Annotated in this window: 10 protein-coding genes; 3 read left to right on the top strand and 7 right to left on the bottom strand. The window is 40.2% G+C overall.

The window, feature by feature from the left end; all coding sequences use genetic code 11:
* From CXF76_RS01855 to CXF76_RS01845, 3 genes are all read right to left on the bottom strand, one after another.
* Positions 1-278: P-loop NTPase fold protein (locus CXF76_RS01855; protein ID WP_232785084.1), on the bottom strand; the 278-nt coding region annotated here is incomplete at its 3' end.
* Between the two features lie 63 nt (positions 279-341).
* Entirely contained in the window at positions 342-1175 is an 834-nt protein-coding gene (locus tag CXF76_RS01850) for an alpha/beta hydrolase (protein ID WP_101162925.1), read from the bottom strand.
* Positions 1176-1321: 146 nt separating this feature from the next.
* Positions 1322-1738: a MerC domain-containing protein gene (locus CXF76_RS01845; protein ID WP_101162924.1), complete on the bottom strand. Its 417-nt coding sequence runs from the start codon at positions 1736-1738 to the stop codon at positions 1322-1324.
* 141 nt (positions 1739-1879) lie between these two features.
* Between CXF76_RS01845 and CXF76_RS01840 the strand changes: the two genes are divergently transcribed.
* Entirely contained in the window at positions 1880-4285 is a 2406-nt protein-coding gene (locus CXF76_RS01840) for a TonB-dependent receptor (RefSeq protein ID WP_101162923.1), read from the top strand.
* A gap of 32 nt (positions 4286-4317) precedes the next feature.
* Positions 4318-5715, top strand: a complete 1398-nt coding sequence (locus CXF76_RS01835) for a 5-methyltetrahydrofolate--homocysteine methyltransferase (RefSeq protein WP_101162922.1) — start codon at positions 4318-4320, stop codon at positions 5713-5715.
* Positions 5716-5812: 97 nt separating this feature from the next.
* Here CXF76_RS01835 and CXF76_RS01830 read toward each other — a convergent pair whose 3' ends face one another.
* The 4 genes from CXF76_RS01830 to CXF76_RS01815 all read right to left on the bottom strand — a co-directional run bounded on the left by CXF76_RS01830 (position 5813) and on the right by CXF76_RS01815 (position 11631).
* Complete coding sequence (locus tag CXF76_RS01830) at positions 5813-7114, bottom strand: DEAD/DEAH box helicase (protein ID WP_101162921.1); 1302 nt, start codon at positions 7112-7114, stop codon at positions 5813-5815.
* Between the two features lie 293 nt (positions 7115-7407).
* Positions 7408-8790 (bottom strand): Shedu immune nuclease family protein, encoded by a 1383-nt coding sequence (locus CXF76_RS01825; RefSeq protein WP_024592453.1) that lies wholly within the window; start codon positions 8788-8790, stop codon positions 7408-7410.
* Positions 8791-9004: 214 nt separating this feature from the next.
* Positions 9005-10825, bottom strand: coding sequence for a glutamine--fructose-6-phosphate transaminase (isomerizing) (gene glmS / locus CXF76_RS01820; RefSeq protein WP_101162920.1), 1821 nt, complete (start codon positions 10823-10825; stop codon positions 9005-9007).
* Positions 10826-10866: 41 nt separating this feature from the next.
* On the bottom strand, positions 10867-11631 hold the full coding sequence (locus CXF76_RS01815; RefSeq protein WP_101162919.1) for a DeoR/GlpR family DNA-binding transcription regulator: 765 nt from the start codon (positions 11629-11631) through the stop codon (positions 10867-10869).
* A gap of 159 nt (positions 11632-11790) precedes the next feature.
* Between CXF76_RS01815 and CXF76_RS01810 the strand changes: the two genes are divergently transcribed.
* Positions 11791-12318 carry a sugar O-acetyltransferase gene (locus CXF76_RS01810; protein ID WP_101162918.1) on the top strand — a complete coding sequence of 176 codons (528 nt, stop codon included), beginning with the start codon at positions 11791-11793 and terminating at the stop codon, positions 12316-12318.
* Positions 12319-12723 lie beyond the last annotated feature (405 nt).

Raw genomic sequence — 12723 nt, 5'->3', positions numbered from 1 at the left:
TCATTTATTTCAGCAATAAAACTAAGTAAAGCATTTTCAGAAAAATCATTTTTCCATGCATCAAAACATACAACTACATGCTTCTTTTCTTTTAGCTCTTCTGCGAGGTTATTAATAAAATATGTTTTACCAAAGCCCCATTCTGCATTGACATTTAATACATAGTTTTTACTATGCTCAGCCTCTAATACTGCGTATTTACTCGTTAAAAAATGAACAAGCCATTGTCCTTCTTGCTTTCGATTCAACCTATCATCTGACCATAATTCAACCGACATATAATTTCCTTATAAATTTTTTTAATAAAACATACTAGTACGAATCAATATAAAAATAACGTTTTATTGCTCACCTAACACCCAATCAAGCCCCTGTATTGCTGTGGTAGGAAACGCAGTTGCATGACTAGCCCCTTCAATAACAATACTTTTTAATTCTATATTGTCACTTTTAAGTGCATTAACTTTTTGCACAAGCTGCGCAGCACCTTCAATCATATTTTGCCCTTCGCCAAAAGCAGGCGTTTCCATCGATCCAACTGATATATATACCCTTATAGGTAATTTTGGTTTATTCACTTTTAATGCTAATAGTGCATTGTTATTAAACCAGACAGATGGGCTGCCAATAATATAACTGCTAAATAAATCTGGCATCGTAAATAAAATAGTGGCGCCAAATAACCCGCCTAATGAATGCCCCATGTAGGTTCTTTGTAAGTTACTGGCCCGATAGTTTTTTTCAATAAAAGGGAAGACTGTACTTTGTAAAAACTGAATATGCCCTTTGGCATTACCTGTTTGCTTTTTCCAATCTTTTGCAAAGGTAGGCGTGTAATCTCTAATTCGGCTGTTAGAGCCAGCGGACCCTTTTTCATAGCCAATTGCTACAATAATAGCCTGTTGCATTTTGCCACTATTCATAGGGAATCGTGTAGCCCCAGCAACGATGGGAAAGGTATACGGTGCATCGGTTACATAAATAACTGGATACGTTTTATTAGGCTGCTTTTGGTATGATTTAGGAAGCTGAATATACACAGGATACGCCCGCTCGCTAACGGGCTCAATGAGCTCAACCACGTTACTTCGGGGTATTGAATAAGGGGTATTTGCGCTTAATTTAAAACATATTAAGGCGCTTAAAAGCAAAAGAGATTTTAAAATAAGAGGCACTGTATTGGTTAACCTAAGCTAAAAATAAATTAAGTACCTACTTTAAAGTACTTTTAGCGAATATTTAAGCTATCTAAAAAAACAAAGTTTAAATAAAAAATAAAGTGCCAGTGTAGCTTTCGTTTAAACCACCAGCACTTATAGCATTAAACCACTTGATCTGGCTCACCGCCTGAACATGGGCAGTTTTCGTCATTCTGTTTAAGACATTGCTGATAATTAAACCAATGGGCTACAGCAATAAACGCTGAGCCTATTAAGGTTAGCGCTTTTTCGAGCACTTCATGGCCTAGCAATACGGCAAATATCATAAAAGCTAAGCCTGTTACACCAGACACCATATAACGTGTACGTTTATGTTTTTTACAGCCTAAACTCAATGCCAACAAACTGGTTGGCATTACCGCCGCAAGAATCCATAAATGAAATTGCTCACTATCTATTTGCATTACAGCAAAGCTTGGTAATAACGCTAAAATAACCGGGGTTGCAAAGCAATGCACTGTGCACATTACCGATAACCCTATTGCCATACGATCCATAACACTTTGACTCGACTTCATTATTTCCTCTACTAAATCAGTGTCTCCACTCAAAAACGCTACTTTTAAGGAGACATTTTAATAACATCAGTTAATTACTGTTGATATATTATAACATTACTCGCATAATTGATATAATATAACATCTAACAAGGTAGTCAAATGAAACGTAGATCACAATTAGCTGTTCTCATAGCAGCTTTATTGCCGGCTAGTGTGCTTGCATCCACAATAGAAGGCGTTGTTTTAAACAACAAAGGTAAAGTAGTTACCAATGCAACGGTAGAAGTTGAAGGCTCAGATCTTAAAGTAACCACCGATGAAAACGGTAAATTTGTTATAACAGAACTAAAAAATGGCTTAAAAGAGCTTCACGTTGTAGCCCCTGGTTATGCGCATCTTCATCGCGATATAACAATAACTAATGATGAAAACCAATCGGTTACTTTTAATTTAAAGCGCTCGCCTATTGAAGTTATTGATATTGAAGCGACCCCTATTCATATGTCGGCAATGGAATCTGCATCGCCTGTTAGTGTTTTATCTGGCGAACAACTAAGACGACAACAAGCTGCAACCCTTGGCGACAGCCTTGAAAAACTCCCAGGCGTTAATACAAATTTTCACGGTAAAGTAGCCAGCACACCTATTATTCGTGGTTTAAGCGGCCCTCGCGTACTTATTACTCAAAATGGCCTTGATGTTAGTGATGTTTCGCGCGTTGGCCCCGATCACTCTGTTGCATCGGAGGCGTCTACCGCACAACAAATTGAAGTATTACGCGGCCCTGCAACGCTGTTTTATGGCAGTGGCGCAATTGGTGGTGTGGTTAATGTAGTAGATAACCGCGTACCTACCGACAGCACCACGCGTGGTGAATGGAACCTAGAACATAACTCGGTAGATAACCAAAAAGTGGCCTCGTTTAATGCCACCACAGGCACAGACTCGGTGGCTTTTTACGCCGATGCATTTTGGCGTGAGGCCGATGACTACGGGGTACCTGTAGCTGCCGATATAGATAGCGACGGTGAAGGCCATAGTAGCGATTACAAAGTTGAAAACAGTAATGAAGAGTCTGACGGTTTTACTGTTGGCGCTAGCTATTTAATGGATAACGGCTTCATTGGCTTAGCAGTAGAGCAATTTAATCGTCAATACGGTATTCCTGGTCATACGCACGGCGAGGAAGAAGAGGAAGAACACAACGACGAAGAAGAAAGCGTATTTGCTGATTTAGAGCAAACTAAAGTGCAATTACTGGGCGAGTACAACCTAGATAATAAATGGCTAAACAAAATAAATCTCCGCGCTGGCCATACCGACTACGAACACGCTGAAATTGAGAGCGGCGCTGTTGGCACTACCTTTAAAAACGAAACCAACGAATTACGCATAGACCTACTGCATAACCAATTTAACGAATGGAATGGCGGTATTAGCTTTCATTACAAGCAAAGCGATGTTGAAGCACAAGGTGAAGAGGCCTTTACTCCTCCATCAGAAACCGAAAGCTTTGCTGTAGCGTTAATGGAAGAAAGGCACTTTGGTGATTTTTTAGTGCAGGTAGGTGCGCGTATTGAGCGAGTAACAATTGAAGCAGGCGACGTATTACTGCCAAATATTGACGCTCACGCACACGATGAAGCAGAAGAAGCCGACGAGCATGATCATGAAGAAAGCGCAGAAACCACTCGCGTATTTGATGTAGAGCATGAATTTACGCCAGTCAGTTTATCAGCAGGGGTAGTATGGGATTTTACATCTAACTATAACTTAGGGCTTTCGGTATCGCGCTCTGAACGTGCACCTTCTGCCTCTGAGTTGTTATCGTTTGGGCCGCATATTGGCACTGGCACTTACGAAGTAGGCGCACTATTTGATTTAGATGAAGATGGCCATTTGGGTTTATCTGAACAAGCAATAGACCTAGAAACAGCCAATAATATCGATTTAACCCTACGTAAAACTCAAGGCGATGTTGGCTTTATTTTAAATGCCTTTTACAACCAAGTAGATAACTATTATTACCAAATAGACACCGGTTTATATGCCGAAAGTGGACATGACCATGGCGATGAAGAAGAACTCGCTGACGAACACGGCCATTCATCAGAGCTACCCGTTTATTTATTTAAAACAGATGATGTAGTTTTACATGGTTTTGAAGCGCAAATTGCGTGGCAATTAACAGATGAGTTTAAGCTAGATGTATTCTCAGACTACGTTCGTGCACGCCTTAAAGACGGCGGCGATTTACCCCGTACACCACCGCTTCGTTTTGGCAGCGAGCTAAGCTATCAAACAGATAAACTCAGTGCGCATATTCACGTAACTCGTTATCAAGAGCAAGACCGCACAGCCCCACAAGAAACAGCCACAGACGGTTACACCTTAGTTGATGCGAGCATCTCTTACGACCTTTCAGTGTTAAACCAAGATATGTCTGTGTACCTACGAGGCACTAATTTAACAGATACAGAAGCACGCGTGCACAGCTCGTTTGTAAAGGATATAGCGCCACGTCCAGGACGTAGTTTTGCGCTAGGTATTCGCGGTTATTTTTAAGCGTTAAAAAATTATAATTAAAGGAAATAAACATGAAAAAACTATATCAATTAAAGCTTATTGCACTCGCTATTAGCGCTACATTTATTACGGCCTGTGGCGATGCAGAAACCAACATTGTGGAAAAAGATCCTATTGTTGTAGAAGACGAGCACAATCATGATGATGATCACGACCATGACGACGGCTATACCATAGACTCACTTGGCAGACTTGCCGTTCTGGCAGGTGACAGTAACGAAGCTAGCTTTTTTGATTTAGACAACAACGAATTACTTGATACATTTACACTAAACAATGACTCAAACACGTTATCTGCATCACCAGGCTTTCGTTATGCTGTTATTGCTAATCGTACTCAAGATTACCTAGGGTTTATAGACGGCGGTATGTGGCGCGAAGATCACGCAGAGCACTTGCATGATTATGAGCAAGGCCCTGCGTTTAGCAGCTACGAGCTAACAAGTGGTAGTCGCCCTACACACTTAATAACTCACGACGGGCAATTAGCAATATTTTACGATGGCGATGCAGAAACCGGTACGCCTGCCTCAGTAGAAGTGCTAACCGATAACGATATTACCAATACAACAGCTACACTCACGGGCATTAACTACGACATTAACATGCATGGTGTAGCTGAGCCTCGCGGCAAGCATTTACTCTCAACCATTCGCCGCGACGATGTAAGTAATACATCTAATGCCAAAGTACTTCCCGATCAAGTGGGTGTTTATCATCTTCACGATGATAATTACGAACTAGAGCAAACGTTAGAAATAACCTGCCCCGATTTACACGGCGCAGCACAAAATCACGATTATGTTGTATTTGGTTGTGGCGATGGTGTATTGATTGCCCATCAGCAAGGTGATGTATACAGCGCTCAAAAAGTTGTAAACATAGATGCCGTAGGCGATCAGCGCATTGGTACTTTGTACGGCCATAAAAACAATGACACAATTTTTGGTATTGCCGCAGGGCATGATGGCAGTGGTTCAGTATTGCTTAGCATTCATCCTGAAAATGCCGAAATGGAAGAAGTAGAATGGCAACTTGCTGATGGCGCAAGTGCTGTTTCTTATTCTTTTTCAGCCAGTGGTGAACACTTTTTAATACTCGACAGCCTAGGCTTTTTAAATGTACTTACTGGGCATGAACATGACGGTGAAATGCACTGGGAACTCGCAGGCCAAGTAGATATTACTCAAGCAGACGTAACCACAATGCCCGAAGGAATGAGCTTTAGTATGACAGTGGCGCAAAGTGGTCAGTTTGCTTATATTGCCGATCCAATTGCTCAACACATAGTGCAAGTACACCTAGAAGACCTAGAAATTGAAAGTGAGCTAGAGTTAACTTTTCCACCTGCAAGCATTACCTGGTTAGGGATTGCACAAGAAATAGAAGATGAAGATCACGACCATTAATTTAAAACTAACGCTTTAAATTAAAGCCACAAAACAAAAAACCCGTAATTAGGTTTACTAATTACGGGTTTTTACAGCTATTTATTTAGCTCTATTGTTACTTACGGCGCCAGCCACTCCACACATCATCTATATCATCGGCTTTATTTTTTTTCTTTTTCTTGCCTGTGCCTTCTGGTTTTGCCATTGGCTTTTCATTTTTAAGCGCATCAGCTGCATCAAGGTTTGCTTGGTTTACAGCAAAACCGGTTACTTCTTCACGCTCTAGGCGTAGTTTGTTTTTCTTCTCGATTATTTTAAAGTGATGCAAATCTTCATAATCAACCAATGAAAGCGCTAAGCCTACTTCACCAGCACGGCCGCTTCGACCAATACGGTGCATGTAATCAGCAGGACTGCGTGGTAGATTAAAGTTTATTACCACTGGCAGCTTTTCAATATCCAAACCACGTGCAGCAATATCGGTTGCGATAAGTACTTCGATTTCGCCCGCTTTAAATTTTTCTATTACACGAGTTCGCTCACTTTGGCCTTTATCGCCATGGAAAACTTGTGCATTAACACCCCGTTTTTCAAGCTTAGCCGCTAGGTGCTCACAGTCTTTTTTAGCATTGACAAAAATCAGCGCTTGGCGCCATTTATGCGTTTTAATTAAATGTGCTAAAACTGTGGTTTTTTCACCTTTGTTTACGGTAAAAACACGCTGTACTAAGGTGCTTTCATCTTTGTTTTGTACTTGTATTTCAACTGGGTCGTTTAAAAGCTCTTGCGTTAATAGCTTAACTTGCTCAGGAAAGGTCGCTGAAAACAACATAGTTTGCTTTTTAGCAGGCATAAGAGCCAACAAATTAGCCAGCTCTTCGGTAAAGCCAAGGCTTAGCATACGGTCGGCTTCATCAAGCACAAGCGTGGTTACATTATCGAGCTTAATAGCATTGCTTGAGATTAAATCAAGTAAGCGACCAGGCGTTGCCACAATAATATCGGCGCCGCCGCGTAGCGCCTGCATTTGTGTATTAACCGACACACCACCAAACACTGCAACCGTTTTAATCGCGCCATTAAAATTTGCAGAATACGACTTAACACTATCGGCCACTTGCGTAGCAAGCTCACGGGTAGGTACTAAAATAAGCCCCGTTACAAAATTACCCTTGCTGGCAGTATTTTTAGCGCCCTGCTCAAGGAAAGCTTTTTGCAACATAGGTAATGCAAACGTTGCCGTTTTACCTGAACCCGTGTTTGCCCCTGCAATTAGGTCACTACCCGCAAGCACACTAGGTATAGCCTTAGCTTGAATAGGTGTAGGCTGGGTATATTCCAAATCGGTTAATCGAGCTAATAGCTCTGGAATAAGGCCAAGTTCGGAAAAAGTGCTAGGGCTTGTGGCTGAGGTCATATTTATTACGGGCTTATTGCTAAAAAAGTAGCCTGTAATTTTAGCGTATTTAGCGCTTATTAAGTAGGGGTTAGTGATTTAAATGTCAGCGGCGCATTTTAGGTTAAAAACTACGGAAAGTTTTCTAACAATAATATGCACAGCATAATCCTTCGCTTATTTTATAATTTTAAATTAAAGCTTAGCTTCTAAGGGAGAAAAATGATGCATGATTCAGTATTAAACTAAAACTACCTAGTGAAAGCTAGGAAGTCCACACCCCAGTCATTATATATACTCTAAAAAGTAGTCAATTAGCGGTTATTCATATTATCACTATCATTTAAAAAACCATGTAACTGTTTAAGCTTGAGTAACAACTCATCGAAAGTGATTATTTGTACATTTTTAGAATTGCGACGATATATTTCAAATGATTTTCGCTCGTCTTCATCATTTGGCATGGTACCAATAATCAGAATGCAATGAACTGCATAAGATTCTATATCGTAAATTCTATTGTTGCTTTTTATCGATGCGATGTTTTGTTGTAGCTGATAGCATTGGTCTAAAACTTGGGTTACAGAGCCTGTTAGCTCGGTTGATGCACAATACACTGCACCTCGGTAAGCTGTTTTATTAAGTAATACTGATGAGGGCTTTTTAATCTCTATAAGCGCGAGGTTATTGGTAACGCCATTCTTAATTAAATAATCGGTAATCTTTTCGCCATCACCAGACAAGCGTTTACCGCCAACACTGGCTTGATCTGATATTTTTATCGCTGGGTAACCAAAGGCAAGGCTCAATATAAATGGGTTTTCATTAAATAAGCGCTGCCATGTATCTTCCTTGGTTTTTTTAGTCAGTAACTTCTCATAAGAAGAAATTAGCCGTTCTAAAGAAACAAGTTCAATATCATTTTTTAACTTTGTTAACGTTACAGGATCAGTTTGTTTAACCGTCGATTTGTCTTCCACGACTAAACTCATTGCAGCCTGTTTATCGGTATCGTTTATCTTAATCCGGAGCATTTTACTAATAGCATCATTATCCGTGGGTAGTATTCTTTGTTCATTTCCCAATCGATAGGCTAACAAGTTATATATTGTCGCTGTTTTAGTTGCTTGAGCTGCTTGTCTCGCTCTTCGTGTGATACGGTCACAATTACGGCGCATTTCATCAAAATCACTCGCATTTAAATTAAATAAGTCGCGATTAAAGTCCCAACCTGTTTTTTCTTGTCCAATCCATATTTGATTAAAATCTGTTTGCTCTTCTATTGCCGAAATAATAAAGCGGTAATCTTTTATTAAACCTAATCCGTAGCGTAGGTCTTTAATAAATCCACTTGGTAAGAGCTGTAAGCAATTAACAACCTCCTCTTTAGTATAAGGCGCTGAATTATAGCCAAAATCAACGTCTAGTATAATTGATTCAATCTGATCGTATTTTTGCTTTAAATAATTAGGATGTGTAGGTAAGGTAATAATAGGGGTTATGGATATAATTCCATCTTGACCGCTAAAAGTTGCGATACTTTTTCGATGTTGGCTAGGTTTTTCTGTACCTTTACCGGCTATTTCTAATTCAGCTTGAGTTGGTAGAAAAAATACTTCTGTACAGTTTGGAAAAACTTCTTCGAGTTCAATGTTTAGTTTTTCTGGGCTGAAATTTTCGGGTAAAAACCTAGCCATAGTATTTCCTTATAGCTTACCTTTAAAGTCTGAGTTCTACGATTATTTTGGCGCGGGAACAAGAAAGTCTTTCATTAATAGGCTTGAGTTATTCTGGTAAATTCAGAATAACTCAAGCCTAAATAGTATGAAACTATTTTGTAAGATATGAATCTTTATTATCCAAAGTGATACTTTCTTGTCAATTTACACAGCCAATCATAACCTTTTGATTTTACTCAACCGTAACAGATTTAGCTAAGTTACGTGGTTGGTCAACGTCAGTGCCTTTAATTACTGCTACATAGTACGACAGTAACTGTAATGGCAGCGTGTAAACTATTGGCGCAATAATGTCGTCAGTGTGGTTTACGTTGATTACACGCATTGTGTCGTCTGACTCAAAGTGTGAATCTTTATCTGCGAATACGTAAATAATGCCGCCACGTGCGCGTACTTCTTCTACGTTTGATTTAAGTTTTTCTAGCAATTCGTTATTTGGTGCTACAACAATAATTGGCATGTCGGCATCAATAAGTGCTAGTGGGCCATGTTTTAGCTCGCCAGCGGCGTAGGCTTCTGCATGAATGTACGAAATCTCTTTAAGCTTAAGCGCGCCTTCCATTGCAATTGGGTATTGCGAGCCACGACCTAAAAACAATGAGTGGTGTTTGTCGGCAAACTCTTCTGCAAGATCTGCAATACCATCAGCGAGTAATAATGTTTCTTCTAACTTAGCTGGAAGTACTTTAATTGCATTTACAATTGCGCTTTGATCAAGGCCTTTTTCCTGAGCTATAGACGCAGTAAGCATTAACAAACCAACTAACTGCGTTGTGAATGCTTTAGTAGATGCCACGCCTATTTCAGCGCCTGCTTTAGTCATAAAGGCAAGGTCTGATTCGCGTACAAGCGATGAACCAGGTACGTTACAAATAGTCATTGAGGCCATGTAACCTTGCTCTTTAGCTAGGCGTAATGCAGCTAGCGTATCGGCAGTTTCACCCGATTGAGAAATAGTAACAAGTAAGCTATTTTCATGAACAAACGACTGACGGTATCTAAATTCAGAAGCTATTTCTACATTACAGCTAACACCCGCAAACTGCTCAAGCCAGTAACGTGCAACCATACCTGAATGATAAGACGTACCACAGGCAATAATTTGCACATGTTTTACATCTTTAAATATTTGCTGAGCGCTTTCGCCAAAGGCATCAATTGCCACACGGTCGTCGTTTAAACGCCCTTCAAGCGTATTACGTACAGCAAGTGGCTGCTCGTAAATTTCTTTTAGCATGTAATGGCGGTAGTCGCCTTTGCCTGAAGCATCTTGCGTAATGTTTGATTCAATCACTTCTCGCTCTACAGCGTCGCCATTTTCATCAAAAATTTCTACTGTGTCACGTGTAATGCGGGCTACGTCGCCTTCTTCTAAAAAGATGAAGCTACGAGTAACTGGTAATAGTGCTAACTGATCAGAGGCAATAAAGTTCTCGCCAAGGCCTAAACCAATAACAAGCGGGCTACCTGAGCGCGCTACAATGATTTCGTTATCGTTGTCTTTATCAAATACAACGGTACCAAAAGCGCCTTCAAACTGTTTAACAGCTGCTTGTACCGATGCAAGTAACGTTGTGTGTTGTTTGCGAAGTTGGTGAATTAAATGCACCATTACTTCTGTATCAGTGTCTGATAAGAATTCGTAACCATCTGCTTTAAGTGCTGTACGTAGGCTCGCGTGGTTTTCAATAATACCGTTGTGTACAAGTGCTAACTGGCTGTTTGATACATGTGGGTGCGCATTTGCTTCTGTAACGCTACCATGTGTTGCCCAACGAGTATGTGCAATACCGGTATGGCCGCTAACACCTGCTTTTTCTAGAGCTGCTTCTACGTTAACTACTTTACCCACTGCTTTTACGGTATTAAGTGTGTTGCCATCAAGCAAAGCTACGCCTGCTGAGTCGTAACCACGGTATTCAAGACGCTTAAGGCCTTCAACTAAAATTTTGTTTACTGGACGTTCTGCAACTGCCCCAACTATTCCACACATAGTGTCTCCATTTATTTTTTTAAATACTTGCTACTGAGTAGCTATTGCATAATCTCTGCGCAAATTAGTTTTACACCACACGCCTCAATTGCTTTGCGTTTATCATCTGCTAAGCCATCGTCGGTTATTAATGTGGTTACTATTTTCCACGGTAATTCTAAATTTGGTATTTTTCGGCCAATCTTATCTGATTCAACCATTACAATTACTTCACGTGCCGCTTTTGCCATTACTTGGCTCAAACCAACTAACTCATTAAAGGTTGTTGTGCCACGTTTTACATCTATACCATCAGCACCAATAAAGAGCTGATCGAAGTCGTAAGAGCATAATACATTTTCGGCAACTTGCCCCTGAAACGACTCAGAATGCGGATCCCATGTTCCACCGGTCATCAAAAGTGTTGGCTCATTCTCGAGTGCTAATAAACGACTCGCTACTTTAATAGCGTTGGTCATAACAACTAGCCCACGCTTATTTGCAAGCTCAGGGATCATGGCTGCTGTGGTACGACCGCTATCAATAATAATGCGGTTATGATCTTTTATAAGCGTTGCTGCAGCTTTTGCTATAGCCACTTTGCGCTTTGAATCTACTTCATCGCTAACGATTTCTTTAGGCAGTGCAATAGCACCACCATAGCGGCGAAGTAATAAACCACTTTTTTCAAGCGAGGTTAAATCTTTTCGAATAGTAACTTCAGATGTTTGAAACTGCTGTGCTAACTTTTCAACAGCGACTTCACTTAATTCATTAACTTGAACCAGTATATTGTGACGACGCTGCTGTGTGTTTCGTTTAGTCATAAAGCTCGTGAATTAAGTTTCATTTCGAAAGTTATGCGATTTTAAACGAAACAACCTAAATGGCAAGTGAACGAGCAAAAAAAACACAGTTTTATTCTAATAATAATAAAACTAAAAGTACGGTAAGCTATAACTAATTAAGTTATAAAGATAAATACAATGCAGTCATTTAACAGTATCAGTAAAGAATACTTAGCACAGCGAAAGCAAGCAGGTGAAACCTGCCGTTTATTTAATAAGAGCCCAAGTAAAGGCAACTTAAAACGTATCAAAGAGTTATTTTTAAAGTCGGGTGATGGTGTAATTATAGAATCAGGTTTTCATTGCGATTACGGCAATCAAATAGTTATTGGTGATCGTACTTTTATGAATATTAATTGCACACTTCTCGACTCGCCATTAGCCAATCACTCAATCACCATTGGTGATGACTGCTTAATAGGCCCGAACGTTCAGCTTTTAGCTGTGTCACATGCTACTAATCCAGCAGAAAGGCTTTATAAGGAAAACTTTGCAGCACCTATCGTGTTAGGCAATAACGTATGGGTTGGCGCAGGTGTAATTATTTTAGCGGGTGTGAGTATTGGTGAAAATAGTATTGTGGGTGCAGGTGCTGTGGTTACAAAAAATGTAATGGATAATACTGTCGTAGCGGGAAATCCTGCCACAAAAATTCGCGATATTTAAAGGGAGTTTATTTAGCTTTTAACTTTATGTGTTTTTGAACTCTAATAATAGTAGCTATATAAACGTACTTTACAAGGGTGTGTATCTCTTTAGCAGTAAACACTTGAGTGAAATGAAAGATATTGGTGTAAGTACAGGTGTGAGTTGTACATTACCCCCCCCACATTTCACTTTTCTGCAGATGTAAAAAAGCCCGAATCGTGAGATTCGGGCTTTCTACAATTTGAAGCCTGGAATGTCGTGGTGCCCACAGCGGTAGAAAGTCACATAGCAAATGCGACACTATCACCGGTCGAGGCTCGGCATGGACTTTGGCTATTTAGTAAACCCCAGACAGCAAAAAACCCGTCACATTGCTGTAACGGGTTTCTTTAATTTGAAGCCTGGTAATGTCCTACTTTCACA

The organism is Pseudoalteromonas sp. 78C3, from assembly GCF_002836695.1.
Classification (GTDB): domain Bacteria; phylum Pseudomonadota; class Gammaproteobacteria; order Enterobacterales; family Alteromonadaceae; genus Pseudoalteromonas; species Pseudoalteromonas arctica.
Note: the sequence above shows the minus strand (reverse complement) of the source record. Positions and strands in the feature narration are given on the sequence as shown.